Source organism: Pseudomonas sp. G7(2022), from assembly GCF_052660475.1.
Window position 1 is genome coordinate 3,690,840 of the sequence record NZ_CP109659.1, and the last position, 25,773, is coordinate 3,716,612.

The following is a 25,773-nucleotide window of genomic DNA, read 5'->3' on the forward strand; positions in this document are numbered from 1 at the left end:
GAAGTTGTGCTTGAAAGGATATTGAGCCATGCAACTTTTTCATCAGGTCATCGCCGATAACGCCCGTCAATACCCGACCAAACCGGCCATCGTTCTGGATGGGGTCGCAACCTCTTATCAGCAACTGCAGCAACGAGCGGATGCCATCGCCGCCCTTGTATCCACCCTGGGAGTCGCCCCCGGCGAACGCGTTGGACTGTATTCGCCCATATCCATCGAACTCATCGCCGCCTACCTCGGGCTGCTGCAAGCCGGGGCGATCACCGCCGCCACCCATCACACACTGAGTCGCGCCAAGCTGATTCACCAGCTCAAGCATTCGGGCGCCCGGGTCCTGATCACCGATTGCACTGACGACCTGCCTGGCCTGATCGAAGCCGCCGGACTGGAGCTGATCCTGCTGACCGTTCCCGTCCCCGACGCTACGCCAAATGTCATCCCCCTGGCCGATGCCCTTGCCGCGCACCGTACACAAGATACCCCGGCCACCGCACCACTTTACGCGGACCCTGAACGAGCCACCTCGATTTTCTATACCTCAGGCTCGACCTTCAATCCCAAAGGCGTGCTGGTCAATCACCGGATCATGCTGGCGGCTTCCAGCAGGGTTACCACCTACCTGCAGAACAGTCCCGACGACCGCATCCTCAGCTACTCGACGCTGGCCTCCGACTACGGCGTCTACAACGTGATGATGCCGTTGTTTGCCGGCGCCACCAGCGTCATTGAAAGCAAGCCCGCCGCCAGCGCGGAGGATGTCCTCAGGGTGGTCGAGCGCGAGTCCGTAACCGCCATGCATGTGTTTCCCCCAGTGTTTTTTCTGCTGGCCAATACCGGCCCGCAGTGGCAGGCACGAGTCCCGGAGCTGCGCTATATCTCCAGCAGCGGCCAGGCCTTGCACACCCGACATATTCAGCGAATCCGCCAGGCCTTGCCCCAGGTGCGGATTTTTTCCAATTACGGGCTCACCGAATGCAAACGTGTCAGTTATCTCCCCCCTGAAGAGATTGACCTGCGCCCGACGTCGGTGGGCAAACCTCTGCCCGGCGTCAGCCTCTATCTGGTCGACGAACAGGGTCGTGCCATTGACGAACCCGGACAAATCGGCGAGTTGCTGGTGACCAGCGACTACCTGATGCTGGAGTACTGGAACATGCCCGAGGCTAATGCCAGGGCCTTCGTCCACGATAAGTTCGGCCATTCGCGGCTGTACCGCACCGGCGATCTGTTCAAGCGAGATGCCGAGGGTTATCTCTACTACGTGGCGCGCAAGGATGACGTGTTTGCGCGCAACATCTGGAACGTCAACCCGAGGGAAATCGAACAGTGCCTGGCCTCCCACCCCGCCGTCGCCGAAGTGCTGGTGGTGCCGGTCGCCGACGAATCGGCCGGGCACGTGCCAAAGGCCTGCATCGTACTTGACACCGACCATCGCCAGACCAGCGAACAGGCCTTGCTGGATTACTGCAAAAGCCGCCTGGACTGGCACATGGTGCCGGCCCAATTCGTATTTCTCGAAGCCTTGCCAAAAACCGATTCGGGCAAGTTCACCGCCAAAGGACTGATCTGACAGCAGGAGCTACTTCATGAACACTTGTCCGCAGTCGTCACTGGATGACATCGGTCTGGACCACAATCTGCAACAGAGCGCCATGCTGAAACTGGCCGGGCACTTCCACAGTCTGGCCACGGGCGCCAGCCAGGTGCCTTTGCAGTCGCTGCACAGCCATCTGATGTCAGAGATCGGAGACCCTGAGATCCTCGACTATCACGATCGTCTGATCGAAGGTGCGGGTCCGCTGTTCTCGCACTTTCTGGCCAGCGTGCCGTACATCCTCGAAGAACTGTCGAGGGTCGGCGTGGCCCTGAACCGCCTGGCCCGGGCCAACACCCGAAGCGTCGACCAGACCTTCAGTCTGTTCGAGGTGGACGCTTTCGATGGCAGCAACGGCCGCGCATTGGCCGGCCACTCGCAGGGCCTGATTCGCAGCTTTACCTCATCGCCCAACCAGGCCAACCGGATTCCGTTCGAGCGCCATGCAGACCCGGCGCTGTCGCTGTTCTATCCGCAATCGGTCTTCAAAGTCACCCCTGCGCTGCTGCAAAGTCCCGACTACGAACGCTTCAGCCAGGGGTTCGATTTCATTTATGAAATGGCCGCGTTTCAGTTCTATACCCGCGATCGCGAGCGGCAGATCGGTCATATCAAACAGTTTCTCAAACCTGGGGGGCTGGTGTTCTTCCTTGAAAAACTCAACCACCCCGACCCGCAGGAATACCTGCGGCGCGAACGGATCAAGGACGAAGTATTCAAGACTCGCTACTTCAGCGAGGAAGAAATCCGCTGGAAACGCCAGCAGATGCTTGAGCAGATGCAGAATGGACAGGTCACCCTGGAAGAATTGGTCAGTGCCCTGTCGGCCCGATTCAAGCATGTCCACTTGCTGTGGAGCAGCAGCAATTTCTGCGAATTCGTTGCCTCGGACGATCCAGCGCAAATCGAACGTTTCCTCGGTCTGCTGGGACCGGTAGTGCAACCCGCAGCATTCTGTTTTGAAAGGGCGCGCCTTGGCGACTTGTCAGCTCCCCACAATGCTGTCGCGGAGCCAGTCGATGATTGATCGCACCGGCCAAGCGTTTCACCACGCCGCGTCACCCGCACTGTGCCAACGGGCGCTGGAGCATCTTCCGGTCTGGCGCGAACGCGCAGCCGCGGCAGAAAAGAACCGCCGACTGAGCAGCAGCACCTTCAGCGAACTGTTCGCTGGCGACTGGCTGGACCTGCTCTCGCCGCGCGCGCAGACCACCAGCAGCGGGCACTGGCCAACGTTGGTGGAAAGCGCGCGCATCGCCGCCAGAGCCTGTGCCTCCACGGGCTGGATGCTGGCCCTGGTCGGCGGCCACGGCTGCATCGCCCGGCGCCTGCCGCCGGCCTGCCAGGACCTGTTGTACGCCGAAGGGTCCCGGCAATTGTTCGCTTCGGCGTCCGGCAGCACCAACAGCCAGTTATCCCGAGAATCCGATGGCATTCGGGTCAACGGGCGGTGGCGCTTCAGCTCGGGTATCGAAGACGCCACCTGGCTGATGCTCAATGCTCCCTGCCCGAACCATCCGGATGCCGAAAAGACTCCTCGATTCCTGCTGCTGGTCGCTGCTAATGATGTTCAGCGGCTCGACAGCTGGGACAGCTGTGGCATGTCGGCCACCGGTTCCCACGATGTGCTGACCCATCAGTTGCTAATACCCCATGAACGGGTGTTCGCGCTGCATGAGGTATTTGCCCGACATTCGCCTATGCCCGGCACCGACTACATCGACCATGCTCCATTGGTGCCTTATCTCACGACCTCGATCATTGGTCCGTTGCTGGGTTGCGCCGAGGGCGCCCACGCCGCGTTTGTGACGGCGCTCACCGGATCGTCCCTGGCCAGTGACCCACGGATTGCCGAACAAGCAGCCCATTCGGCCGCGCAGTTGTACAGCGCCGGGTTGCTGTATGACTCGCTGGTTTCCCGACTGCATGAGGCAGGTGTCCAGAATTGCCCACTGGACAGCGGCCAGGTGTTACAGCTCAAGCGCGACCGCGCCTATCTGGCACAGCAATGCGTGCAAGTGGTCCGGCGCCTGGTGGAACGACTTGGTGCCTCGTCACTGGTGGCCGGCAACCCGCTCCAGCGTCACTGGCGCGATATCCAGGCCATCGCCGCGCACCGCGACCTGGTGTGGAACGACACGATGCTGGCCTGTGGCGAGGCCATATTGAACCCTTCCAGCGTCGACGCCAAAACGGCCTGACTGATATTTCATTAGCGATTGTCTCAGCGAGGTTTACATGTTCATTCGCAACAAATCCGATGTAGAAAAAACCCCGTACTTCGTCGAATGGGGCGCCGGCACCAGCCATCGGCTGCTCACCGAACGCGATGCCATGGGCTTTACCCTGTGTCACACCGTGGTCCGCGCCGGCACCGAATCGCTGTTGCACTATCGCAATCATCTGGAGGCGTGTTATTGCATTGCCGGGGAAGGCGAAGTCGAAGATATGCAGGGAAATGTCTACCCGATTCGGCCCGGCGATGTGTATGTGCTTGACCAGCACGATCGCCATTATCTGCGCGGGGGCAAGGAAAAGGATCTGATTCTGGTCAGCGTGTTCAACCCGCCCCTGCGTGGCGACGAGCGACATAACCTCAACGACAGCTCGGGCTCGGCTTACTGATGTTGCGGCAGCCCCGCCAGGGCGCCCACCCACAGGAGTGTCATCATGCGTAAGGATTACCTGGCTTTCTTCATCTCGCTGTTCCTGTCGCGGCTGGCGGATCAGATCCTGTTGTTCATCGTGCCGCTGGTGGTGTTCCAGACCACCAACAGCGCGTCCTGGGCGGGGCTCGCATTTTTCGTCGAGTCGCTGCCGCGTTTTCTCGCGTTTCCACTATGTGGGGCCCTGTGCGACAAGTTCTCGCCCATCAGGATTCTGCACATCAGTCAGGTCTACCGGGCGCTGCTCTGCGTGTTGGCGGTTGGGCTTTATGCCGTCTTCGGCGGTATCGCGTGGCTTGTGGTGCTGTCTGCGCTGTGCGGCGTGCTGACTACTCAGGGCATCATGGCCCGCGAAGTGCTGATGCCGCATATTTTCCAGCACTACAGCTACACCAAAACCCTTTCCTACTCGCAGATAGCCGACCAGACCGGACTGGTTCTGGGACCCTTGGTGGCGGCATTGCTGCTGGAGGTTTCGGCCTGGCACTGGGTGGTGCTGTGGGTGGCCGGGCTGTTCCTGCTGGCCGACCTGAGCATGCTGGTGTGGCAACGTTTCAGTCGTATCACCCTCGAGGTGTTTGAGCAGCATCAGGACATCTGGCTGCAGCCTCTGCGCATCGCGTTCAGGCATATCCGCGAACTGGCGGAGCTGAAAAAGATCATCACCCTGGCGATCGGGGTCAACCTGATTGTCGGGGTCACCCTGGCCACTTCGGCGGCCATGGTGCTCGGTCAATACAGCGCCGGCAAGGACGACTACGCCGTGCTGCAAGCGGCTGGCGCGGTGACCACCATCGTGATTCTGTTTTTCCTCGCCCGGGTGGTATTGCCGTTGCGCGTATTGGGTGGCGTTGCCTGTTCGATGCTCGCCGCCGGCGCCTTCATCAGCGCCCTGAGCCCGAACCTGGCGGGTTATGTGCTGGGTTTCCTGTTGATCGTCGGCTTCGACAAGATGTTCAACGTTTACATGCGCAGCATTCGCCAGCGAGTCATTCCCCCTCAGGACTTCGGCAAGACCGTGGGCGTGATCACCCTGCTCAACAACTTGTCACAACCGCTCGCGGGACTGCTTGTTGCGCTGCTCGCCGCGCCTTTGGGGGCACAACGTGTGATCCTGATCCTGGCTGTGCTGGCGACGCTGCTGGGCGTTGCGGCTCTCTGGTGGTTTGCCAGAGTACGTAATACATCCGCCGCTTCGATCCTCGAAACCGAGCAGTAACCGATTTCAATGTCGTAGAGCGATGTCCGAAAACAAAAAAACCGCAGCCTGCGAAGGACTGCGGTTTTTTCGTTTCAGATTTCCGTTTTCAGATCAGGCGACGATATCGGTCGCCACGGCCTGCCCCACCACACCCACGGCGAAGTCCACCGAACCCTGGCCTGTCAGGTCGATCATCAGGCTGGTCTGGTTGGTCTGTTCGAAGTAAGTGAGGATCGCATCGCCCGCGTGGCCGGTGAAGCCGCTGACGAAGTTCAGCGTGGCTACGCCGGTGGCGAACCCGGCGATGCCCGACAGGTCGATCTTGTCCAGGCCGCTGGTGAAATCCATGATCCAGTCCGGCGCGGTCATGGTCGAATCGCTGGCCGCGCCGAACACGAAGGTGTCCGCGCCTTCACCACCCCACAGCGAATCACCGCCGCCACCGCCGTAAATGATGTCGTTGCCGGCGCCACCGATCAGGTCGTTGGCCGCCGCGTTGCCGATCAGCAAATCATTGCCCGAACCGCCAATGGCGTTTTCCACGGTCACGCCGTGAGCGATGGACACGTTGCCCACCAGACCGCCGACATCGGAGAACGAGCCTTCATTGAGGTTGATCTTCTGGTTCTGGCTGAAGCCGGAGAAATCCAGGGTGTCGTTACCACCGCCATCCCACACCGAGAACACCACTTTCGAGGTGTTCGACGTGGCGCTGTAGAAGTCGCGATCGGCGTTGGAATTGAAGCCGTACACAGTGTTGTCGGCACGGGTTTCGAGGTTGGCACCGTAGAGTTTCTGCACCGCGACGATATCGTCCATCAACGGTGCCGAAGCGTAGGCGCCGCTGCCGTCCTTGCTGAAGTTCTGGTCGGTGTTGGCCTCGCTCCAGTAGCTCATCAGGCTGTAGCCACGGGTGTCTTCGGCGTATTTGGCGTCACCGTAGGTCGGGTTGCCGTTGCCGGCGTTGTAGGCGCCCGGGTGCGACAGGCCGAGGGTGTGGCCGATTTCGTGGGTCAGGGTCTGACGCCCGTAGTTGTTGGTGTCCGGGGTCTTGTTGACCTGATATTGATCGTTGATCAGATACCACGATTGACCGTCGTAGCTGCTGCCCTGCGGCAGGTAGGCGAACGCTGCGCCGCCGGTGCTGACATCGTAGTTGCCGAAGGTCATGTGACCGTCACCGCCCTTGCCCTCGGTGAAGGTGACTTTGGCCACATCCGACCACGACTGCATCGACAGCACAGCCTGGGCTTTCTGCTGGGCACTGAACTCGCTGAAGTTGCCGAGTTTCGGGTTGTAGTTCGACGGTTTGTCGGTCAGGAAGGTGTAAGTCAGATCGATCTTGCCGTCGGCGTTCTTGTCTTGCCAGGACATGCCTTTGCGCAGGATTTCGGCAGCGGCCTGGTCGGCGGTGAACGACGGTTTGCCGTTGACGGTCCCGGTGCCACGGTCATACAGGTGGCTGAAGGTGTCGACAGCAGTGAAGGCGCTGCTGGCCTGGGAGGAAGGTTGAGACATGGTGTACGTCCTTGTTGCTGAAGAGTCAGTGTCAGACAGTAAAACGGCGATCTTCTGGCGAGATCGTCCTGTCACTCGCCCTTTTGAGGCGACTCGAACCTGACACAGTGCCGGGCGTGAACGCCATTCAATTTCTCGATAGCGTCCCCGATTGCCCCGGCGACGTCTGTCATCACCGGTAATTCTTTTATCTGTATATCCATACAGATAAAAGTTGCCCCGGCGCCCGACTCAGGCCATTCTGTGCGCCTCTTCGGGCAATGATCGACGACGGTGGTTATGCGGCTGTACCTCTGTGAAAAACCTTCCCAGGCCAAGGATATTGCGGCCGTGCTGGGCGCAAAGCGCCGAGGCGACGGCTGCTGGCTGGGAACGGACGTCACGGTGACCTGGTGCATCGGCCACCTGCTGGAAACCGCGCCGCCGGACGCCTACGACGCCAAATACAAGCGCTGGGTGCTGGCCGACCTGCCGATCATCCCGGACAAGTGGAAAATGACCGTCAAGCCGCGTACCGCCAGCCAGTACAAAGCCGTCAAGCGCCTGCTGGGCGAGGCCAGCGAACTGATCATCGCCACCGACGCCGACCGCGAAGGCGAAATGATCGCCCGGGAACTGGTGGAGCATTGTCGCTATCGCGGGCCGATCCGCCGCTTGTGGCTGTCGGCGCTGGACGAAGCCTCGATTCGCAAGGCGTTGGCGGCGCTCAAGCCGGGCGCCGAAACCTTCAGCCTGTATCACTCGGCACTGGGCCGCTCACGGGCGGACTGGCTGATCGGGATGAACATGAGTCGCCTGTTCACCCTGCTCGGCCGGCAGTCCGGTTATCAAGGCGTGCTGCCGGTAGGCCGGGTGCAGACGCCGACGTTGCGGCTGGTGGTGGATCGCGACCGCAGCATCGCCGATTTCGTGCCGGTCGCGTACTGGGCCATCGATGTGCAACTGCTGCACAACGGCACATCGTTCACCGCCCAATGGCGCGCCCCGAACGATGCCTGCGATGATCAGGACCGCTGCCTCAATCAGGCACTCGCCCAGCAAGCGGCCGCCGCAATCGGCAGCGCCGCCAGCGCCCGGGTGGTCAAGCTGCGCACCGAGCGCATGCGCGAAGTAGCGCCCCTGCCCTTCGATCTGGGCACCTTGCAGGAGGTCTGCTCGAAGAAGCTCGGCCTCGGCGCCCAGGAAACCCTCGACATCGCCCAGGCCCTCTACGAAACCTACAAAGTCATCACCTACCCGCGCAGCGATTGCGGTTACCTGCCCCTGAGCCAGCACAGCGAGGCACCGGGGATTCTCGCGGCGTTGCGTCAGGCCGATCCGGGCCTCGAAGCGTTGCGTGACCATCTGGAGCCACAGCGCCGCTCCCGCGCCTGGAACGACGCCAGGGTCAGCGCTCACCACGGCATCATCCCCACCGCTGCCGCGAAAAATCTGGAGCGTCTGACCGGCAAGCACCGCGCGGTCTACACGCTGATCCGCGCGCGGTATCTGGCGCAGTTTCTGCCCAATCATGAATACGACCGCACCCAGGCCGATTTCGATTGCGCCGGGGAGGCCTTGCGCGCCGTCGGCAAGCAAATCATCGAGCCGGGCTGGAAACGCGCATTGCCCGAAGCGCTGGCCCCGGCCAAGGGCCGTGAAGCCCCCGCGCCACAAACGCTACCGACACTGACCCAAGGTGCCGAATGCGCTGTGGCGGACGTGAAGCTCAAGGACCTTTGGACGCAACCGCCCAAACCCTACACCGAAGGCGACCTGATCAAGGCGATGAAGAACGTCGCCAAACTGGTGGAAGATCCGCTGCTCAAGCAGAAACTCAAGGACACCACCGGCATCGGCACCGAAGCCACCCGCGCCTCGATCATTCAAGGCCTGCTGGATCGCGGTTATCTGGTGAAGAACGGCAAGGCATTGTCCGCCACGCCCGCCGCGTTCAGCCTGATCGACGCCGTGCCGCGCGCGATTGCCGACCCCGGCACCACGGCAATCTGGGAACAGGCGCTGGACATGGTGCAGAGTGGCGAGATGAGTCTGGAAGAGTTCGTCACCAAACAGGCGGCGTGGATGAGCAAGCAAGTGACCCGTTGTGCCGGGTTGAACCTGACCATCAGCGGCCCGCCGCCTGCCGGCAAGGCCGCAGCACCGTGGAAGAACAAGCGCAAGACCACCCGGCGAAAAACCACGGGTACCGGCAAACGTACGGCAAAACCGGCTGCCAGATAGCTCGTTGCGCGCTACTGTTTCTGCAGTGATTGTCAGGAGCCTGCGGCATGTCTGTCATCGAACTGCGCGTCGCCCGGCGCGACGAACTGGAAACCCTCGAAAACCTGATGCAGTTCTACACCTATGACTTCAGCGAGTGGGTGCCGTTGAAGTTGGGCGGGCATGGTTTTTTCCCGATCCAGTTGAAAGACGATTACTGGCGTCAACCGGCGACCCGGCCATTCCTGATCCACGTCGACGATGAGCTGGCGGGGTTCGTGACCGTGGACGACCACCTCCTCATCGAAGGCGCCGACTACAACATCGGCTACTTCTTCGTCAGCCGACGCTGGCGTGGCCAAGGTGTCGCGCAGTTTGTCGCCTCTGCCCTCTTGAGCCACCTGCCCGGTCGATGGCAGATTTTCCATGTCGACGCCAACCTGCCTGCGCAGCGGTTCTGGGCCCGGCTCATCCCCGAGCTGAGCGGCGGCGACTTTACCCGCCAGCCCAAAACCGTGGACGGCTACCCCTGCACCTTCTACGGCCTGCGAAGCCTTTCTCCCGCTGCCTGAAGCCCCCTTTTTTCATTCCAGAATGACTTTGTCCGACAATATGTAGTGACTAAAAATAATCACTACAAAACCGTTGACGGCGTCGTTTGGCTTTTGCATGATGCAGACGTCTCCCCGATCGGGAGCACTGGCAACACGCTTGAGCAAGCTCGTCTGACCGCCGAGCTGTTTTTTCCGGATACACGCTGCCCACAAGGCAGATTGAAGAAGCTGACCTGGCCTGAACGTCCAGTACAAGGACGAGAAGCGCTGGCGAAAATTCTCAAGACGCTTGTGGTCGACCCTGAAAACGTCGTCAAGGAGCCTCCCGGTTTTCGCTGCTTCTCCTCGTTGTGACGCTATTGCGTAGCAGTTATTCAACACGACTACATGCAACAGACGCATGACCCCGTACTTCACACGGGCGACCGCTGACGTCCTGGTTTCGGTGCCAGGGATCAACTAACCGATGGGCTACCTGTATTAGCGAATCAACTTTGAAAGATCACCAGACTGGTCAAGGGGCAATATCATGAATCTGAACAATCAACCTACTATCGAAGAACTGGCTCGTATGTTCGCTGCACAAAAAGACAGCCATGACAGCCATATTCTGTGGATCAGCAAGTCGGGTCAGGTGCATATCGACTGCCTGTCGCCCCATGCTGGTGAAGAAGAGTTCGACCGGAACAACCAGAACCTGCTGGCCCGCCTGAAGATGTACCGCCGCGGCCACGGCTACGTCGGCAAGAAAGCCGCGGCCGACAAGGACTTCATCGGTAATGTTCTGCAAACGCTGAAACAGGCGTGGGACTCGATGCAGAACAAGAACGAAGTTCGGGTGATTGATCGGTTCTGCTAAGTTGAATCTTCAATAAACAAAAGGGCCTGCTTCCGATAAGGAGCAGGCCCTTTTTTATTGATCGCAAACCCTGTTCATGAACGGGTTTCCAGCACCATCTCCATGAACGCCACAGATGCCGCACTGTGATAGTTGTTCTGGCGCCGCAACAACGCCGCCCCTCGCTGCGGCGCCTCACTCTCCACACGTAACCGGCGCAACGCCCGGTCCTCGGTCGCAATCGCCTCCGGCAGCATGGTCGCAATCGGCGCATGCCGGATCACTTCAAGCAACGTACTCACCGAGTTCACCTCGATCTGCACCTTGGGCGTGATGCCGTGCTGGCGGAAGTACTCATCAATCGACAAGCGCGTGATGAAGTCCGGTGCCAGCAAGGCGAAATCCAGTTGCGCAATGTCATCCGGCGTCAGCACTGCAGCGCTGTCATACAACGGATGCCCACGCCCGACCATCACTCCCAGCGTCTCGACAAACGCCGGAATGCATTCAATGTCCGGGTTGCGCACCGGGGTGAAGGCAATCGCGATGTCCAGCGAGTCATCCGCCAGCCCGGCCTCGATGTCGTCCATCGACAGCTCGAAAATCTCCAGGTGAATCCCCGGATAACGCGCCACGTAGTCTCGCACCAATGGCCCGACCAGATATGCCATGAAGGTCGGGGTCATGGCCAGGCGCAACGAGCCTCGGGACAGATCCTTCACGTCATGCAACGCGCGTTTGCCCGCCTCCAGCTCCACCAGCACCCGCCGCGCACATTCTATGTAGGCCTGACCGGCGTCGGTGGGTTTGACCGAACGCGAGGTGCGATCAAACAAATCCACACCGAGGCTTTCTTCCAACTGGCGGATCTGTTGCGACAAAGTCGGCTGCGACACATGCAGCGCCTCGGCCGCCCGGGTGAAGCCACCGTGATCGGCCACGGCCAGCAGGTATCGCAAATGTCGCAACAGCATGGGACGCTCCATCTATAGGCATTGCTTATGCTTTGCATTGTATATCGGTCTTGGACGCTATGGATCAATCGGCAGAAGATGAATCCCACACAGCAAGCCAACCCCGAAAGGAGAAACACCATGCAATCTCAAGCCTACAACGACAGCCGCATCGCCCTGACCACCCGCGCCCTGGATGCCAAGGCTCAGAAAAACCTGTCGTGGCAGGATCTGGCCGACGGCACCGGCCTGAGCCTGGCCTACGTCACCGCCGCCCTCCTCGGCCAGCATCCACTGCCGAAAGCCGCTGCCGAAGTGGTCGGCGACAAGCTTGAGCTGAGCGCCGAAGACGTCGCCGCTCTGCAAATCATCCCGCTGCGCGGCAGCCTCGACGGTGTGCCGACCGACCCGACCATCTACCGCTTCCACGAGATGATCCAGATCTACGGCACCACCCTGAAGGCACTGGTTCACGAGCAATTCGGTGACGGCATCATCAGCGCGATCAATTTCAAGCTCGACATCAAGAAAGTCGAAGATCCTGAAGGCGGTTCCCGCGCCGTGGTCACCCTCGACGGCAAGTTCCTCCCGCTGCGTCCGTTCTGATCCCTCCGGGCCCGCACCTCGCGTGCGGGCTCATCCAAACCTGATTCGCCAAGTCGTCACCCCACCTGCCTGGAGGCTGCCCCATGCAAAAAATTCTGTTGACTCTGGCCCTGCTCGCCGGCCTTACCGCCCAGGCCCAGGCTGATGAAGAGGCCGTCGCCTATCACTACGGCATGTCTCTGGATATCGCTGAAGTCGTGAGCATCACCCCGGTCGCCGACGTCTGCGGTGTAGTGCCGGTCGAGATGACTTACCTCGACAGTCACGGCGCAAAACACATTCTTCAATACAGCGAGTTCGGCACCGGCTGCTCGAACTGAGAGGACTGCCCCATGAAAAACCTGATCGAAGGCTTTCTGAAGTTCCAGAACGAAGCGTTCCCGCAACGCACTGAACTGTTCAAACACCTGGCGACTACCCAAACCCCGGGCACCTTGTTCATCACTTGCTCCGACAGCCGTGTAGTGCCCGAGCTGCTGACGCAACAAGAACCCGGCGAGCTGTTCGTGATCCGCAACGCCGGCAATATCGTGCCGTCCTACAGCCCGCATCCGGGCGGGGTTTCGGCGACGGTGGAATACGCGGTAGCCGTGCTCGGCGTCACCGACATAGTGATCTGCGGTCACTCCGATTGCGGCGCCATGACCGCCATCGCCCAGTGCAAATGCATGGATCACCTGCCCGCCGTCAGCGGTTGGTTGCAACATGCCGAGTCGGCGAAAGTGGTCAACGAATCACGGCCACACGCCAATGACGCGGCCAAGCTGAGTTCGATGGTGCGCGAGAACGTGATCGCCCAACTGGCGAACATCCAGACCCACCCGAGTGTGCGTCTGGCCCAGGAGAAAGGCTTGCTGAACCTGCACGGCTGGGTCTACGACATCGAGACCGGTTCCATCGATGCCCTCACAGCCGACCGTCGCACCTTCGTCTCGCTGGCCGAACAGCCGTCGACGTGCGCAGTGCATGGCCAGACGGTCGATGCCGCCTGAACCGAACGCCCCGCACCTGTCGGGGCGTTTGCTTTGTATCAGCGTGTAGCCAGCACCCCGCCAGACACAGTTCCATGCACCCGAACCGGGAGGCGGACACATCCCCGATACAGCGAACGCCTTGAATAAGCCCGAACGCTGCATCCCTCCTCCCGACACAAGGAACACTCGATGAACAAGCTGTTTGCAGGACTGGCCCTTACCGCCGCCATGGCCGGCGCCACCTCGGCGATGGCCGCCGAGAAACCCACCGTGGTGCTGGTGCACGGTGCCTTTGCCGATTCCAGCAGTTGGAACGGTGTGGTGAAGATTCTGGAAAAGGACGGTTATCCGGTAATCGCGGCGGCCAACCCGCTGCGTACGCTCAAGGGTGATGCGCAATCGGTCGCCGACGTGCTGGCCGGCATCAAATCGCCGGTGGTGCTGGTCGGCCATTCTTATGGTGGGCCGGTGATCAGTGAAGCCGCGTACGGCAACGCCAACGTCAAGGCACTGGTGTATGTGGCAGCGCTGGCGCCCGAAGCCGGTGAAACCGTGGCCGGGCTGGCCGGAAAATTCCCCGGAAGCACCCTCGGCCCGACTCTGGCGCCGCCCGTTGCGTTGAAGGACGGCGGCAAGGATCTGTACATCCAGCAGGACAAGTTCCACGACCAGTTTGCCGCCGACGTACCGAACGCCGACGCGAAACTGATGGCCGCGACTCAGCGCCCCGTTACCGAGGCGGCGCTCAACGAAGCCGCCAGTGAGCCAGCGTGGAAGACGATTCCGTCATGGTTCGTGTATGGCGACAAGGACAAGAACATCCCGCCGCAAGCCATGGCGTTCATGGCCGAACGGGCGCACGCCAAAAAGACCCTTGTGATTAAGGGCGCGTCCCACGTGGCGATGGTGTCGAATCCGAAAGCCGTGGCCAGCCTGATCGAATCCGCCGCCACCGCCAAGTGACAAGAAAACGCCGCGCCTGTCATTGCGACAGGCGCGGCGTTTTTGTTTTAGCGTTTTACGCCCAGATCGACCTGGGTCATGCGGCTGCGGACGGTGAACACACCGTCACCCGAGAGAATCGCGCTGCGAGCAAACAGGCGACCGCTTTCCCAGTTCGAAAGCCCCAGCTCCGGCTTGTTCAGCGCATATTGGCCATCGACCCAACGGGTGATGCCATTGCCCACGAACGGCGCGTTGACCGCGCTGTAAAAACGCTCCTGAACCGCCGCGTCTTCGCTGATCAACGATACGGTGAACTGCGGGCTGTAGCGGTTGAACAGCGCGATGGCCTGATCCAGATCGTCGACGATCATCAGGCTGGTTTCCGGGGTTTCTTCCCATTCCCACTCACGGCCCAGTTGTGCTTGCGGCAATGGTTCGGCCAAGGCTTCGGTCTGATAGCCCTCGGCACGATAAACCTCGACCGTCGCGCTCTGCCAATCGCTCGGCAGGTAACCCTCACTGCCTTCGACGATGTGCAATTTGCAGCCCTGACCGCGCGCAGTACCGGCCTGTTGCAAGGCGTCGAGGAACAACGGCACCAGTTCAGCGGCGCGATCGCGCTGGATCAGGCAGACGTTCAAGGTGTTGCAAACCTTGCGATCCAGCGAGTTGCGTACCACGGCGGAGAAGCGTTTGGCGTCGGCATCACGATCGGCAATCAGCCACGCGCCACCGGTGCCGTGCAGGCTGACAGCGGTGCCGGCCTGCTGGGCAATGCTGCCCAACTGGCTGACCGCACGGCCCGAACCACGGGCCACGGCCAGCGACAGACGCCGGTCGGCGAACATCGCCCAACCAGCGGCGTGGTTGACGCTCTCCACCAGCGACACCGCCCCCGCCGGCAGACCGGCATCGGCCAGTGCCGGGTTCAGGGCATGGGTGACGATGGCCTGTGCGGTGCCCAATGCATCGCTGCCAATGCGCAGTACGGCTGTGTTGCCGGTGCGCAATACACCAGCGGCGTCGGCGAAGACGTTCGGCCGACCTTCGAACACGAACGCAACGATGCCCAGCGGCGACACCACCTGCTCGACCTTCCAGCCGTCATGTTCGACGCTGCTGATCACCTTGCCACGGGTGGCCGGCGCGTCGCGCCAGGCACGCAGGCCGGCGATCATGTCGCGGCGCATGCGCTCGTCGGCGAGCAAACGGGTAGTCGAACGACCGCGAGCCTTGGCCCGTTCGATGTCGGCGAGGTTGGCGGTTTCGATCAGTGCCCAGGCGTCCGGGCTTTCCAGGCGTTGGGCGAACAGATCGAAGAAGCGGCTAATGGCCTCATCCGACACAGCAGACAACGCAGTAAACGCCGCCGCTGCACGCTCGATCGCCACCGACGCGGCCTGCTGATCCGCCACCGGAATCAGCAACAGCTCGCCGCTCACCTGCTCCACCAACAGGTGGTCGCCGGGTCGGAAACGCTCGGCCAGTTCGGGGCTGACCACGGTGACGCGGTTACCGGCGAAAGGGATAGGCGTGCCAGCGACGAGACGTTCGAGCGCGAGAGACATGGAGCGGATTCACCATATTGAGGGCGGCCGGAAAATGTATAGGTTGGCCTCCCTCAAAGCAACACAGGCTCAGAACACCGACCAGCCGATCCGCGAACTGAGCATTTCCAGCGCCGCCATGCCCGCCAGCGAGTTGCCCGCCGCATTGAGTTCCGGCGACCACACGCACACCGTGAATTGCCCGGGCACCACCGCGACGATGCCACCGCCGACACCGCTTTTGCCCGGCAGGCCAACGCGGTAGGCGAAGTTGCCGGCTTCGTCGTACAGACCGCTGGTGGCCATGATCGAGTTGACTTGCTGGGTCTGGCGGCGAGTCAGGATCTGTTCGCCGCTGTGCTTGCAATAGCCGTCGTTGGCCAGGAAGCAGAACGCCCGGGCCAGGTCGATGCAGCTCATGCGCAACGCGCAGTGGCTGAAGTAGCTGCGCAGCACCGCTTCGACGTCGTTGTGGAAGTTGCCGAAGGATTGCATCAGGTAGGCCATCGCCGCGTTGCGTGCGCGGTGCTGGTATTCGGAATCGGCGACCTTGCCATCGACCATCACCTGCGGATTGCCCGACAACCGACGCACGAAATCACGCATCGACAACGCCGGGGCGGCAAAGCGCGACTGGTTGATGTCGCAGATCACCAGTGCCCCGGCATTGATGAACGGATTACGCGGGCGACCGCGCTCGAACTCCAGCTGCACCAGCGAGTTGAACGGCTGGCCGGACGGCTCGTGACCCAGGCGTTCCCAGATTGCCTCGCCGGAGTGTTCGATGGCCTGAACCAGGCTGAACACCTTGGAAATACTCTGCACCGAGAACAACGTCTCGGCATCGCCGGCGCAATACATTTCGCCGTCGTTGCCATACACGGCGATGCCCAATTGGTCCGGCGGCACGGTGCCGAGGGCGGGAATGTAGTCAGCCACCTTGCCCTGCCCGATCAGGGGCCGGACAGCGTCAAGGATCTCGTTCAACAGCGCTTGCATGCCGGGTCTCGAAGTCTCGCCCCATGGGATTGCGGGGACACCGTGGCTAGACGCTGCGGGGCTGAGGCAAATCACACATTCGGAATAATTGGAGATCCATTGTGGGAGCGAGCCTGCTCGCGATGAGGCCAGCACAGCCAGCATACTCGGCGCCTGAGCCACCGCTATCGCGAGCAGGCTCGCTCCCACAGTTTTTAGCAGTCTGTGTATCGCAGTGTGTACGGCCCGACGCCCGACACATCCCGCGCACAAATCCGGCCCTTCGCGACACATCCCCGATACAGCCCGACGCTCAAATGAACCTGTCGATCGGCAGCCCCGATCAAGCCTTTGAACCCACATTTTTATCGGAGATTCACCATGACCAAGCTCTCGAAAACTTCTTTGACGCTCGGCCTGCTGTTGGCTGGCGGCCTGGCCCTGTCCAACGCGGCTTCGGCTTCCGAGGCCTTCAGCGTCAAGCAACTGGATCACGGCTACAGCCAGGCCCAGGCCGACACCCCGGAAAAAACCTCGGAAGGCAAGTGCGGCGAAGGCAAGTGCGGTGCCAGCGAATAACCCTCTTCACGGGGCACGTCGGTGCCCCGTTTTCCCTTGATTGAACGGAGCCATCCCATGACCACTGCTCTCTCGACCGTCGTCAAAGGCCTGCACCTGAATCTTGATCGCGCAGGCCAATGGCTGGCGCCGCTGACCCTGCGCCTGTTTATCGCCTGGGAGTTTTTCGAATCGGGCCTGGAGAAATTCAACGGCCAGAACTGGTTCGAAGACATTCAGGAGCGGTTCCCGTTTCCCTTCGATCGTCTGCCGGCCACGCTGAACTGGGAGCTGTCGATGTGGGCCGAGCTGATCTGCGCCCTGGCGATCCTGATCGGGCTGGGTACGCGGATCTCGGCGATTTCGCTGATCGTGGTGACGGTCGTCGCCACCGCTGCGGTGCACTGGCCGGCAGACTGGTCGTCCTTGAGCGAACTGGCCCAGGGCTACGCGATCACCAACAAAGGCTTCGGCAACTTCAAGCTGCCGGCGATCTACCTGGCCGCACTGGTGCCGCTGGTGTTCGCCGGGGCCGGCAAGTTGAGCGTGGATGCGTGGCTGGCGCGGCGTTTCTGGAAACGCGCCAGCCACTGAAGATCAAGGCGCCCGGTCGAGCCCCGCCAGCAATGCGCTGTCACGGCTGTAGATGTCCGGCGCGTACACCAGCCGGCCCTGCCCGTCGACCTGCGCCGTCCAGTAAGTCATGAGGATCGGCACCGGATTGCTCAGGCGAAACTCATGGGTGGTGCCGGTGGCGAGCAAGGTGTCGGTGCGGGCCCTTTCCGCCGGGCTGAGCAGGAAGTCGCGCAGTTTCATCGGATGCTCGACCCGCACACAACCGGAACTGAACGCCCGTGGCCCCTTGTCGAACAGCGCCTTGCTCGGTGTGTCGTGCAGGTACACCGAGAACGGGTTGGGGAAACGGATGACCATTTGCCCCAGCGGGTTGCGCGGCCCGGCGTCCTGGCGCAAAAGGATATTGCCGGGGTTGTCCCAGTCGATGTCGGCAGCAGCCAGTGGCTGGCCGTTGGCGTCGAGCACTTGCAGGTTCTGACGGCTGAGGAAGGTCTGGTCCTTGCGGATTTCCGGCAGCTTGTCCTCCTTCCAGATGGTCGGCGGCACGGTCCAGGTCGGGTTCAGCGTCAAGCGAGTGACCCGGGATTTGAGCAATGGTGTCTGGCGTTCGGCGCGACCGACCTGGGTGCGGGTCTGCCACACCGGCAGGCCGCCCTGATACAGGGTCAGTTCGGCAGCGGCAACGTTGACCAGCAGGCCGTCGGGCTCCATGTCCTGGGCCAGCCAGCGGAAACGCTCAAGGTTGACCCGCAGCTGTTCGCGGCGAGTCAGTGGGCTGATGTTCATTTCGGCAATCGTTCCCGGCCCGACCACGCCGTCGGCCTGCAACGAATGGCTGGCCTGGAAGCTTTTCACGGCCTCCACCAAAACACCGTGATAAGCGTTGTCCGGCGTGCCGACCACATGGCTCAAATAACCTTCGCTGTACAGCCGCCTGGCAAGTTCCGGCACGCGTTTGTCTTCCATGTCCGGGCGCAGCAGCGGCCCGTTGCCCACCGATTGCCAGTGCGGCAAGGCCTGCAGGCGTTGCGCGGCATAGAGGTGGCGCAGATTCTGGTATTGCGCCAGGCGCGGGCGGGCCAGATCGAAGGCGGCGGCAACGTCATGCATGCCCGGCACGGCGATGGCGAGCAGCTCCGCCTGTCGGTCACGGGGCGTATCGTCGGCATGCCAAAGCGGCTCGAAGTGAGACTGCAGAAGGCGACCGTAATGCAGGTCCTGCAAGGCCTGCAGGTAGTTGCGGCTGATGTCGATGTCAGCGCACAGCTCGCCATCCTGCGGGGCCGTGTCGGCGACCGGATAGCGTTTCGGATTGAGGCCATCGTCGGCCAACAGCTGCAATTGCGCGTGCAAGGCCGGCAATTGCCCGGCCGCCGCCCAGACCGGCATCCAGTCCTGCTGCTGGTAGAAGGACTGCAACTGCTCCAGGGCCGGGCCGCTGAGACGGGCGGCAATCGCCGGGCAAGCCTGCGGCAAACCGATCAGCACGGCGTGCAACGGACTTTGCGGCTCCACGGGCACTTGCGCCGGGAGTGCCGGCAATGGCTCTTCGGCGCAAGCGACAAACGGCGCAGCGAGCAAACAAATGCTCAAGTAGCATGCGTACTTTTTGAACAACTGCTTTACTCCAATCCATGGCCGTCTTGATTGACGGTCAACCTTACATCAGGTGCGGTGATACAGTCAGGTCCGATTCGCGGGCCTGCCGGGGACGACTGGACGTCAGGAGCCAAAGTGCCAAACATGTAGCCAGTGAGGATTCACTTTAAATGTTGACGTTTTTGCGCCGACTTCTGCTGACTGCCACTGCCATCGGGCTGGTGACCAGTCAGGTTTTTGCCGCCGGCACCTCGCAGCCGGTTCTCTATAGCAGCCTCGCCCACGCCGCTCCGGAACTCAATCCCCAGGCGCTTAAAGGTGCCCTGAACGCCATGCAATGCGCAATCAACAACGGCGCGAAGCAGTCCCGGCACCTGGCGATCATCGATTATTCGCAACCGTCCACCGAGCGGCGCCTGTGGATCTTCGACCTGACGCAGAAAAAACTGATCCTGCGCGACCTGGTCGCCCACGGCTCAAACTCCGGGGACAACTTCGCCACCCGGTTCTCCAACCGTGAAGGCAGCTTTCAATCCAGCCTCGGCCTGTTCCGCACCCAGGAAAGTTACGAAGGCACCCACGGTTATTCGCTGCGCATGGACGGTCTGGAGCCGGGCGTCAACGACATGGCCCGCGATCGCGCCATCGTGATCCATGCCGCCGACTACGTGAATCTGTTCTGGAGCAAACGTACGGGCCGACTGGGTCGCAGCCAGGGTTGCCCGGCGGTGCGGCCGCAGGTCGCCAGACGGGTGATCGACAGCCTGAAGGACGGGCAGTACATGTTTTCCTGGTATCCGGACCAGCATTGGCTGAAGTCCTCGCCGTACCTCAACTGCCAGCCACAGCAGATTGCGAGCATTCTCAGCACTCACGGCAGCTGAAAGTCTGCGCTGTAAAAATCATCCCCTGTTCCCACAGGGGATTTTTGTTTTCAGGGTTTCATTACAACTTTGTCATTGAGTTGTCGGTTTGCCGAGCGGATCGCTCGGTAGCCTGAAGTTGTTCCGGCACACCTGCCGATCCACTTCACCGACCCGAGTGACTCATCATGAAAACCCTGATCCTGGCCTTCACCGCCCTCCTCGCCACCGGCTCCGTGTTCGCCGCCGAAATGCCCGAGCACACGGTCATTCACGACACCAACGGCTTTTACGTGCATCTGGATGTCGACAAAGTCCTTTCCAGCACCGATATTTCCCAGGCCTGCGGCATCATCCCCGCCCGGCTCAATTACCTCGACCACCAGGGCCGCGAACATGTGCTGGACTATCAAGTGCAAGGCAGCGGCTGCACGAATGATCATTGAGGCACGTTCATGAACATCCTTGTCGTCGAAGATGAACCCAAGGCCGGCAACTACTTGCTCAACGGCTTGCAGGAACTGGGCTACAGCGTGAGCCTGGCCCGGGACGGCGCCGACGGTCTGCACCTGGCACTGGAATTCGATTTCGACGTGATCGTGCTGGACGTGATGATGCCGAAAATGGATGGCTGGGAAGTCCTGCGCCGGCTGCGCAAGGAAGCCCACACGCCGGTGCTGTTCCTCACCGCCCGGGACGACATCGCCGACCGGGTCAAGGGCCTGGAGCTGGGCGCCGACGATTACCTGATCAAACCGTTTTCCTTCGCCGAACTGGTGGCGCGCCTGCGCACCCTGACCCGGCGCGGGCCGATTCACGAAGAAGAGCAATTGCAGGTGGCCGATCTGCAGATCGATGTGCTCAAGCGCCGGGTCACCCGCGCCGGCAGCCGGATCACCCTGACCAACAAGGAGTTCGCCCTGCTGCAACTGTTCGCCACCCACGAAGGGCAAGTGCTGTCGCGCTCGCTGATCGCCTCGCGGGTGTGGGACATGAATTTCGACAGCGACACCAATGTGGTCGATGTCGCCGTGCGCCGCCTGCGGGCGAAGATCGATGATCCGTTCCCGCTCAAGCTGATCCACAGCGTGCGCGGCATCGGCTACCGCTTCGATACCCAGCCATGAAAATCGCCGGCACGTATTCCCTGACGCTGCGCCTGGCGCTGGTGTTCGCGGTGCTCGCCTTCGCGTCTCTGGCGGGCCTGGGCGCGGCGCTTTACAACCAGCTGGAAGAACAACTGACCCGCCGCGACGACATCCAGTTGGTCAGCCGCATCGATCAGTTGCGCACCATCCTCAACGACAGCAACACCCTTGAACTGATCCAGAACAAACCGGCGCTGTTCCAGAACATGCTCGGCAACCGCGAAGCGCTGTTGACCATCGGCGCACCGGGGCAACCGCCCTTGTTCGTGGTCAATCCCAGCAACCTGACATTGCCGACCGTGCCCGCCGTGCCGATCAACCATGTGATGGCCCTCAACGATGTGCAGCACCTGCCGAGCATCAACGGCGTGCCGTTCTCGGCGGTGGCGGCCAATATCGACTCCGGCGATCAGGGCAATCTGCAAGTGCTGATCGGCAAGGTGATGAGCGAGCGCACGGCGATGCTCGCCAGCTATCGACTCAGCGTGTATGGCCTGGCGTCACTGGCGGCGATTGTCCTGGCGCTGGTTGGCTGTCTGCTGGTGTATCGCGGCCTGCTGCCGCTGCGGCGGATTGCCCGGCATGCCCACGGGATCGGCATCGCCAACCTCGGTGAACGCCTCGACCGCCACGGCACGCCCCGGGAATTGCAGCCGATGATCGAAGCCTTCAATGCGATGCTGGACCGGCTCGACCGAGGTGTTGCGCAACTGAGCCAGGTCTCCACTGACATGGCCCACGAGCTGCGCACGCCGATCAACAACCTGCTCGGCGAAACCCAGGTCGCCCTGCAACAGCACCGCAGTGTCGACGCCTACCAGCAGTTGCTCGCCTCCAACGTCGAAGAGCTCGAACGGCTGGCGCGGATGCTCGACAACATGCTGTTTCTCGCCCGCACTGACCCAACCAGCGCGCTGAGCCAGCGGCAGGAGCTGGACGCCTGCGATGAGATGCAACGCATTGCCGATTACTTCGAAGGGCTGGCGGCGGACGTTGGCGTCACCATCGAGGCCAGTGGCAGCGGCGTGATCTGGGCCGAGCCGATGCTGCTGCGCCGGGCGCTGGCCAATCTGTGCGCCAACGCGATCAAGTACGGCGCGGCGGATTCGACGTTGCAGGTCGAAGCCATCGCCGAAGCGGATGGCAGCTACCTGCGAGTGCGCAATCACGGGGCGACGATTCCCCCCGAGCATCTGTCGCGACTGTTCGAGCGGTTCTACCGCGTCGATCCGTCTCGCGAACGCTCGGCCCAATCCAACGGTCTGGGCCTGTCGATTGTCGCGACCATCATGCAGTTGCATCAGGGCCGCTACAGCGTCACCAGCGTTGACGGCGTCACCTGCTTTGAGCTGTTCTTTCCGGCCCGCCAACTTCGGGATTGAGTACTCTTTGTGGGAGCGAGCCTGCTCGCGATAGCGTCGGATCAGCCAGCTTAATCAGCGCCGGACACTCCGCATCGCGAGCAGGCTCGCTCCCACAGGGCTGCAGCCAAGGCCGAGGGCAGCGATCATTAACACCGTGGCAACACCAAAAGTGACATGTAATCCGCTGGCAATCACTTCAGTCGATGCCTGAGTCGGATCGTCCGTGGCCAGGGCAAACACCGCGCCCATCGCCGCCGCCCCGGTGATCAAGCCCAGATTGCGCGACAACCCGAGCATGGCCGAGACCACGCCGCGCTGATCCTGCGCGACGCCGGACATCAACCCGGTGTTGTTGGCGGCCTGGAACAACGCATAACTCAAGGCCACCACCGTGATCGGCAGCACATACGCAAGCACTCCGAGACTCATCGGCAACAGCGCCAACAAACCGCAACCGCAGCCCAGGCCGAGCAAAGCGCCGGGCACCACCCGCCGCGCGCCGAAACGATCCACCAGACGCCCGGCCGGTACGCCGCTGAACGCCGCCAGCAACGGCCCGACCGACAACACCAGGCCGACCTGAGTACTGCTGAGGCCCAAGCCTCGGCTCAGATAAAACGGCCCGACCACCAGCGTGGTCATCATCACCGTCGTCACCAGCAAGGTCAGCGCAAGACTGCTGCTGATTCGCGTATCGGTGAACAATGACAAGTGAATCAGCGGTGCCTTGCTCCGTTTTTCGACCAGGACGAACAACCCAACACCCAACAGGCTGAGCAAGAGCAATGCCGGGGTGAATCCTTCAACCGTCATCGCCAACGCATAAGCCGCCAATGTCAGCATCAGCACGGCGGTGCCGGGATAATCGAACGCCATACCCGTGCGAGCGCTTCGATCCTTCGGCAGATAGCGATACACCAGCCAGCCATTGAGCAATCCCAACGGCACGTTGATTACAAAGATCGACTGCCAGCCAACATGCGCCATCAACAGCCCACCGAGCGACGGCCCGAGGGTGGTGCCGGTCGCCGACATCGTGGCCAGCAAGCCCATCGCACTGCCGGCCCGGGATTTGGGCACCGCATCGGCCACCAGCGCCACCGTCAGCGCGAACATGATCGCCGCGCCCAGGCCTTGCACCGCCCGCGCGCCGATCAGCCAGGCGAGGCTCGGCGCCAGTGCGCAAGCCAGGGAAGCGGCGCTGAAAATACCGATGCCGATCAACAGCAAGCGCCGCCGCCCGAAGCCGTCACCCAGCCGCCCGACGCTGACAATCAACGTGGTGACCGCCAGCAGATAGGCCAGCACGATCCACTGCACTTGTTGAAACGTCGCATCGAATGCCGCCGCCAACGTGGGCAATCCGGCGTTGGCGATGCTGGTGTCCAGCGACGGCATCAACATCGACAGCGCCAGACTGGTCAGCGCCCAGCGGGCGGAAGGACTCAGGGATTCTCGGTGCATGGGAGGCTCATTGCGGCAGAGGTCGTGGGACATAGCCTGAGCCTCGACAATACGAGGCGCAAGACGCATGCTTTGCACTTGATACCTGCATGGAACGCCATGTCATGAATGCACCGGATCTGAACCTGTTGATTACCCTCGACGTGTTGCTGAGCGAAGGCAGCGTCGCCCGCGCCGCCGAGCGCCTGCGTCTGAGCCCTTCCGCCATGAGCCGGGCGCTGGCCCGGCTGCGCGAAACCACCGGGGATCCGCTGCTGGTGCGCGCCGGTCGTGGGCTGGTGCCAACCCCGCGTGCCCTGGAGCTGCGCGACCGGGTCAGTTATCTGGTGCAGGAAGCCGAAGCGGTTCTGCGCCCGGCAGAAGTGCTCGATCCCGGTCAGTTGCGGCGCACCTTCACCCTGCGCAACACCGACGGGTTTGTGGAAACCTTTGCCGCCGCCCTGCTCGCCCGCATCGCCGAAGAGGCGCCCGGCGTGCGCCTGCGCTTTGTGCAGAAGGCCGACAAGGACAGCACATTGCTGCGCGCAGGCCGGGTGGATCTGGAAACCGGCGTGGTCGACGACAGCACCGACCCGACGCTGCACAGCCGCATCCTGTTCCGCGATCAGTGGATTGGTGTGGTGCGTGAGGGACATCCGCTGAGCAGCGGCAAGGTCAGCGCCAAACGCTTCGCCTCGGGCCAGCATATTCTGGTGTCACGCCGTGGTCGCAGCAGCGGACCGGTAGACGAGGCGCTGCTTGCTTTCGGCCTGAAGCGGGACATCGTCACCTCGTTCGGCGGGTTTTCGGCAGCGCTGACACTGGTCCGAGAGTCCGACCTGATCGCCACCGTCCCGGAACGCCACACCAGCAAACTGCGAACGGGACTGTTCAGTTTCGCCCTGCCATTGCGCATGCCGGACATCAGCGTGTCCATGCTCTGGCATCCACGCATGGACGCCGACCCGGCGCATCGCTGGTTGCGCAACTGCGTGAGGGAAGTCTGCGCTTAGCGCGCCTCTCCATCCTTGGGTTTGTAAAACAGGAATTTCCCGGTCTCGGCGGTCTTGGTGTACTCCTTGGCCCAACTCGGGTCGACGTTGTGATCGTGGAAGTACAAAGCGCCGCGGGTGCGATCGATGAGCTGACGGTTCAGGGCCTTGCCCGCGATCTCCTTGGCCAGCGCATATTCGGCGTCTTCCTTGACCTGATCGGACTTGCCGTCGCACCACCAGGAAAACTGGCAACTCTTGGTTTCCGAACCCTGTTTGACCACCTCGCACACGGTGCCGGGGAATCCGTCGTGGCCGAGGCGGTTCATCACCACGCTGGCCACGGCTTCCATCTCTGCCGTGTCCTTGCCCTTGGCCTCCCAATAGATGCTGCGCGCCAGACAGGTGATCGGGTCGTCGAGCGGCGCGGTGCCGGCCGGGTCGACGGCTTGCACCTCTTTGGGGGTGATGGCTTCGGACTTCGGCGCCGGGGGCGCGTTGGGCTTGTCGGCCGCTTTCTCTTCCAGTACCTCGGCTTTTGCCTCGGCCTTTTCCTTGATCGGCGCCTGATCGGTGGCCAGCACCGCACCGCTCAGCAGGGTCAATAAAAAACAACAGATCAGCCCGTGCAATTTCATGATCGTTTCTTCCGGC

Annotated in this window: 27 protein-coding genes; 19 read left to right on the top strand and 8 right to left on the bottom strand. The window is 61.8% G+C overall.

Annotated features, from left to right (window positions below; genetic code table 11):
- Positions 1 to 28: 28 nt before the first annotated feature.
- The 5 genes from NE357_RS16630 to NE357_RS16650 are packed head-to-tail and all read left to right on the top strand — an operon-like array spanning position 29 to position 5,479.
- A complete protein-coding gene (locus tag NE357_RS16630) occupies positions 29 to 1,570 on the top strand; it encodes a class I adenylate-forming enzyme family protein (protein ID WP_169430786.1) in 1,542 nt (513 codons plus the stop codon).
- Between the two features lie 16 nt (positions 1,571 to 1,586).
- Positions 1,587 to 2,621, top strand: a complete 1,035-nt coding sequence (locus NE357_RS16635) for a class I SAM-dependent methyltransferase (protein ID WP_169430787.1) — start codon at positions 1,587 to 1,589, stop codon at positions 2,619 to 2,621.
- Positions 2,614 to 3,795: an acyl-CoA dehydrogenase family protein gene (locus tag NE357_RS16640; protein ID WP_169430788.1), complete on the top strand. Its 1,182-nt coding sequence runs from the start codon at positions 2,614 to 2,616 to the stop codon at positions 3,793 to 3,795. Before NE357_RS16635 ends, NE357_RS16640 begins: the two co-directional genes overlap by 8 nt.
- A 37-nt stretch (positions 3,796 to 3,832) precedes the next feature.
- Entirely contained in the window at positions 3,833 to 4,219 is a 387-nt protein-coding gene (locus NE357_RS16645; RefSeq protein WP_169430789.1) for an ectoine synthase, read from the top strand.
- Between the two features lie 45 nt (positions 4,220 to 4,264).
- On the top strand, positions 4,265 to 5,479 hold the full coding sequence (locus NE357_RS16650; RefSeq protein WP_064379501.1) for an MFS transporter: 1,215 nt from the start codon (positions 4,265 to 4,267) through the stop codon (positions 5,477 to 5,479).
- 93 nt (positions 5,480 to 5,572) lie between these two features.
- Here the strand turns inward: NE357_RS16650 and NE357_RS16655 are convergent, their stop codons facing one another.
- Entirely contained in the window at positions 5,573 to 6,979 is a 1,407-nt protein-coding gene (locus NE357_RS16655) for a serralysin family metalloprotease (RefSeq protein WP_169430790.1), read from the bottom strand.
- A 279-nt stretch (positions 6,980 to 7,258) separates the two neighbouring features.
- Here NE357_RS16655 and NE357_RS16660 point away from each other — a divergent pair, with 279 nt between their 5' ends.
- Both NE357_RS16660 and NE357_RS16665 read left to right on the top strand, forming a co-directional pair.
- Complete coding sequence (locus NE357_RS16660; protein WP_169430791.1) at positions 7,259 to 9,202, top strand: DNA topoisomerase III; 1,944 nt, start codon at positions 7,259 to 7,261, stop codon at positions 9,200 to 9,202.
- Positions 9,203 to 9,249: 47 nt separating this feature from the next.
- Positions 9,250 to 9,753 carry a GNAT family N-acetyltransferase gene (locus NE357_RS16665; protein ID WP_169430792.1) on the top strand — a complete coding sequence of 168 codons (504 nt, stop codon included), beginning with the start codon at positions 9,250 to 9,252 and terminating at the stop codon, positions 9,751 to 9,753.
- 12 nt (positions 9,754 to 9,765) lie between these two features.
- On the opposite strand, the gene NE357_RS16670 is transcribed toward NE357_RS16665, so the two are convergent.
- Positions 9,766 to 10,137 (bottom strand): hypothetical protein, encoded by a 372-nt coding sequence (locus tag NE357_RS16670; RefSeq protein WP_169428213.1) that lies wholly within the window; start codon positions 10,135 to 10,137, stop codon positions 9,766 to 9,768.
- A gap of 127 nt (positions 10,138 to 10,264) precedes the next feature.
- Between NE357_RS16670 and NE357_RS16675 the strand changes: the two genes are divergently transcribed.
- Positions 10,265 to 10,594, top strand: a complete 330-nt coding sequence (locus NE357_RS16675; protein WP_047293552.1) for a hypothetical protein — start codon at positions 10,265 to 10,267, stop codon at positions 10,592 to 10,594.
- Positions 10,595 to 10,668: 74 nt separating this feature from the next.
- Here NE357_RS16675 and cynR read toward each other — a convergent pair whose 3' ends face one another.
- The gene (gene cynR / locus NE357_RS16680; RefSeq protein ID WP_169430793.1) at positions 10,669 to 11,547 is read right to left on the bottom strand and encodes a transcriptional regulator CynR; all 879 of its coding nucleotides are present in this window, start codon (positions 11,545 to 11,547) and stop codon (positions 10,669 to 10,671) included.
- 120 nt (positions 11,548 to 11,667) lie between these two features.
- Between cynR and cynS the strand changes: the two genes are divergently transcribed.
- The 4 genes from cynS (at position 11,668) to NE357_RS16700 (ending at position 14,069) form a co-directional block, all read left to right on the top strand.
- On the top strand, positions 11,668 to 12,132 hold the full coding sequence (cynS, locus tag NE357_RS16685) for a cyanase (protein ID WP_011334741.1): 465 nt from the start codon (positions 11,668 to 11,670) through the stop codon (positions 12,130 to 12,132).
- A gap of 83 nt (positions 12,133 to 12,215) precedes the next feature.
- Entirely contained in the window at positions 12,216 to 12,452 is a 237-nt protein-coding gene (locus tag NE357_RS16690) for a DUF2790 domain-containing protein (protein ID WP_169430794.1), read from the top strand.
- Between the two features lie 12 nt (positions 12,453 to 12,464).
- Positions 12,465 to 13,124 (top strand): carbonic anhydrase, encoded by a 660-nt coding sequence (locus NE357_RS16695; protein WP_169430795.1) that lies wholly within the window; start codon positions 12,465 to 12,467, stop codon positions 13,122 to 13,124.
- Positions 13,125 to 13,295: 171 nt separating this feature from the next.
- Complete coding sequence (locus NE357_RS16700) at positions 13,296 to 14,069, top strand: alpha/beta fold hydrolase (RefSeq protein ID WP_169430796.1); 774 nt, start codon at positions 13,296 to 13,298, stop codon at positions 14,067 to 14,069.
- 47 nt (positions 14,070 to 14,116) lie between these two features.
- Here NE357_RS16700 and NE357_RS16705 read toward each other — a convergent pair whose 3' ends face one another.
- Both NE357_RS16705 and glsB read right to left on the bottom strand, forming a co-directional pair.
- Positions 14,117 to 15,619, bottom strand: coding sequence for an aldehyde dehydrogenase family protein (locus NE357_RS16705; RefSeq protein ID WP_169430797.1), 1,503 nt, complete (start codon positions 15,617 to 15,619; stop codon positions 14,117 to 14,119).
- A 69-nt stretch (positions 15,620 to 15,688) separates the two neighbouring features.
- Positions 15,689 to 16,597 (bottom strand): glutaminase B, encoded by a 909-nt coding sequence (glsB, locus tag NE357_RS16710; protein ID WP_085711458.1) that lies wholly within the window; start codon positions 16,595 to 16,597, stop codon positions 15,689 to 15,691.
- A 360-nt stretch (positions 16,598 to 16,957) separates the two neighbouring features.
- Here glsB and NE357_RS16715 point away from each other — a divergent pair, with 360 nt between their 5' ends.
- Positions 16,958 to 17,155: an HvfA family oxazolone/thioamide-modified RiPP metallophore gene (locus NE357_RS16715; RefSeq protein WP_169430798.1), complete on the top strand. Its 198-nt coding sequence runs from the start codon at positions 16,958 to 16,960 to the stop codon at positions 17,153 to 17,155.
- A 57-nt stretch (positions 17,156 to 17,212) separates the two neighbouring features.
- Positions 17,213 to 17,728 carry an HvfX family Cu-binding RiPP maturation protein gene (locus NE357_RS16720; protein WP_169430799.1) on the top strand — a complete coding sequence of 172 codons (516 nt, stop codon included), beginning with the start codon at positions 17,213 to 17,215 and terminating at the stop codon, positions 17,726 to 17,728.
- 3 nt (positions 17,729 to 17,731) lie between these two features.
- Here the strand turns inward: NE357_RS16720 and NE357_RS16725 are convergent, their stop codons facing one another.
- Positions 17,732 to 19,327, bottom strand: a complete 1,596-nt coding sequence (locus NE357_RS16725) for a L,D-transpeptidase family protein (RefSeq protein ID WP_169430800.1) — start codon at positions 19,325 to 19,327, stop codon at positions 17,732 to 17,734.
- Positions 19,328 to 19,479: 152 nt separating this feature from the next.
- Between NE357_RS16725 and NE357_RS16730 the strand changes: the two genes are divergently transcribed.
- From NE357_RS16730 to NE357_RS16745, 4 genes are all read left to right on the top strand, one after another.
- Positions 19,480 to 20,193: a murein L,D-transpeptidase catalytic domain family protein gene (locus NE357_RS16730; RefSeq protein ID WP_169430801.1), complete on the top strand. Its 714-nt coding sequence runs from the start codon at positions 19,480 to 19,482 to the stop codon at positions 20,191 to 20,193.
- Positions 20,194 to 20,360: 167 nt separating this feature from the next.
- Positions 20,361 to 20,618, top strand: coding sequence for a DUF2790 domain-containing protein (locus tag NE357_RS16735; protein WP_169430802.1), 258 nt, complete (start codon positions 20,361 to 20,363; stop codon positions 20,616 to 20,618).
- A gap of 9 nt (positions 20,619 to 20,627) precedes the next feature.
- Positions 20,628 to 21,299 (top strand): heavy metal response regulator transcription factor, encoded by a 672-nt coding sequence (locus tag NE357_RS16740; RefSeq protein WP_169430803.1) that lies wholly within the window; start codon positions 20,628 to 20,630, stop codon positions 21,297 to 21,299.
- Positions 21,296 to 22,702 (top strand): heavy metal sensor histidine kinase, encoded by a 1,407-nt coding sequence (locus NE357_RS16745; RefSeq protein ID WP_169430804.1) that lies wholly within the window; start codon positions 21,296 to 21,298, stop codon positions 22,700 to 22,702. The genes NE357_RS16740 and NE357_RS16745 overlap by 4 nt, the downstream gene beginning before the upstream one ends.
- Before the next feature lie 54 nt (positions 22,703 to 22,756).
- Here NE357_RS16745 and NE357_RS16750 read toward each other — a convergent pair whose 3' ends face one another.
- Positions 22,757 to 24,148, bottom strand: coding sequence for an MFS transporter (locus NE357_RS16750; RefSeq protein WP_169430805.1), 1,392 nt, complete (start codon positions 24,146 to 24,148; stop codon positions 22,757 to 22,759).
- Between the two features lie 104 nt (positions 24,149 to 24,252).
- Here NE357_RS16750 and NE357_RS16755 point away from each other — a divergent pair, with 104 nt between their 5' ends.
- Positions 24,253 to 25,140: a LysR family transcriptional regulator gene (locus NE357_RS16755; RefSeq protein WP_169430806.1), complete on the top strand. Its 888-nt coding sequence runs from the start codon at positions 24,253 to 24,255 to the stop codon at positions 25,138 to 25,140.
- On the opposite strand, the gene NE357_RS16760 is transcribed toward NE357_RS16755, so the two are convergent.
- Positions 25,137 to 25,757, bottom strand: coding sequence for a cell wall hydrolase (locus NE357_RS16760; RefSeq protein WP_169430807.1), 621 nt, complete (start codon positions 25,755 to 25,757; stop codon positions 25,137 to 25,139). The genes NE357_RS16755 and NE357_RS16760 overlap by 4 nt on opposite strands.
- Positions 25,758 to 25,773 lie beyond the last annotated feature (16 nt).

Bases quoted from the DNA above. Each gene is read 5' to 3' on its own strand.
- cynS (WP_011334741.1), top strand. From the start codon at position 11,668: ATGCAATCTCAAGCCTACAACGACAGCCGCATCGCCCTGACCACCCGC.
- NE357_RS16745 (WP_169430804.1), top strand. From the start codon at position 21,296: ATGAAAATCGCCGGCACGTATTCCCTGACGCTGCGCCTGGCGCTGGTG.
- NE357_RS16665 (WP_169430792.1), top strand. From the start codon at position 9,250: ATGTCTGTCATCGAACTGCGCGTCGCCCGGCGCGACGAACTGGAAACC.
- NE357_RS16705 (WP_169430797.1), bottom strand. From the start codon at position 15,619: ATGTCTCTCGCGCTCGAACGTCTCGTCGCTGGCACGCCTATCCCTTTC.
- cynR (WP_169430793.1), bottom strand. From the start codon at position 11,547: ATGCTGTTGCGACATTTGCGATACCTGCTGGCCGTGGCCGATCACGGT.
- NE357_RS16650 (WP_064379501.1), top strand. From the start codon at position 4,265: ATGCGTAAGGATTACCTGGCTTTCTTCATCTCGCTGTTCCTGTCGCGG.
- NE357_RS16730 (WP_169430801.1), top strand. From the start codon at position 19,480: ATGTTGACGTTTTTGCGCCGACTTCTGCTGACTGCCACTGCCATCGGG.
- NE357_RS16700 (WP_169430796.1), top strand. From the start codon at position 13,296: ATGAACAAGCTGTTTGCAGGACTGGCCCTTACCGCCGCCATGGCCGGC.
- NE357_RS16635 (WP_169430787.1), top strand. From the start codon at position 1,587: ATGAACACTTGTCCGCAGTCGTCACTGGATGACATCGGTCTGGACCAC.
- NE357_RS16760 (WP_169430807.1), bottom strand. From the start codon at position 25,757: ATGAAATTGCACGGGCTGATCTGTTGTTTTTTATTGACCCTGCTGAGC.
- NE357_RS16690 (WP_169430794.1), top strand. From the start codon at position 12,216: ATGCAAAAAATTCTGTTGACTCTGGCCCTGCTCGCCGGCCTTACCGCC.
- NE357_RS16640 (WP_169430788.1), top strand. From the start codon at position 2,614: ATGATTGATCGCACCGGCCAAGCGTTTCACCACGCCGCGTCACCCGCA.
- NE357_RS16655 (WP_169430790.1), bottom strand. From the start codon at position 6,979: ATGTCTCAACCTTCCTCCCAGGCCAGCAGCGCCTTCACTGCTGTCGAC.
- NE357_RS16660 (WP_169430791.1), top strand. From the start codon at position 7,259: ATGCGGCTGTACCTCTGTGAAAAACCTTCCCAGGCCAAGGATATTGCG.
- NE357_RS16715 (WP_169430798.1), top strand. From the start codon at position 16,958: ATGACCAAGCTCTCGAAAACTTCTTTGACGCTCGGCCTGCTGTTGGCT.
- NE357_RS16695 (WP_169430795.1), top strand. From the start codon at position 12,465: ATGAAAAACCTGATCGAAGGCTTTCTGAAGTTCCAGAACGAAGCGTTC.
- NE357_RS16750 (WP_169430805.1), bottom strand. From the start codon at position 24,148: ATGCACCGAGAATCCCTGAGTCCTTCCGCCCGCTGGGCGCTGACCAGT.
- NE357_RS16755 (WP_169430806.1), top strand. From the start codon at position 24,253: ATGAATGCACCGGATCTGAACCTGTTGATTACCCTCGACGTGTTGCTG.
- NE357_RS16675 (WP_047293552.1), top strand. From the start codon at position 10,265: ATGAATCTGAACAATCAACCTACTATCGAAGAACTGGCTCGTATGTTC.
- NE357_RS16735 (WP_169430802.1), top strand. From the start codon at position 20,361: ATGAAAACCCTGATCCTGGCCTTCACCGCCCTCCTCGCCACCGGCTCC.
- glsB (WP_085711458.1), bottom strand. From the start codon at position 16,597: ATGCAAGCGCTGTTGAACGAGATCCTTGACGCTGTCCGGCCCCTGATC.
- NE357_RS16645 (WP_169430789.1), top strand. From the start codon at position 3,833: ATGTTCATTCGCAACAAATCCGATGTAGAAAAAACCCCGTACTTCGTC.
- NE357_RS16720 (WP_169430799.1), top strand. From the start codon at position 17,213: ATGACCACTGCTCTCTCGACCGTCGTCAAAGGCCTGCACCTGAATCTT.
- NE357_RS16630 (WP_169430786.1), top strand. From the start codon at position 29: ATGCAACTTTTTCATCAGGTCATCGCCGATAACGCCCGTCAATACCCG.
- NE357_RS16740 (WP_169430803.1), top strand. From the start codon at position 20,628: ATGAACATCCTTGTCGTCGAAGATGAACCCAAGGCCGGCAACTACTTG.
- NE357_RS16670 (WP_169428213.1), bottom strand. From the start codon at position 10,137: ATGCGTCTGTTGCATGTAGTCGTGTTGAATAACTGCTACGCAATAGCG.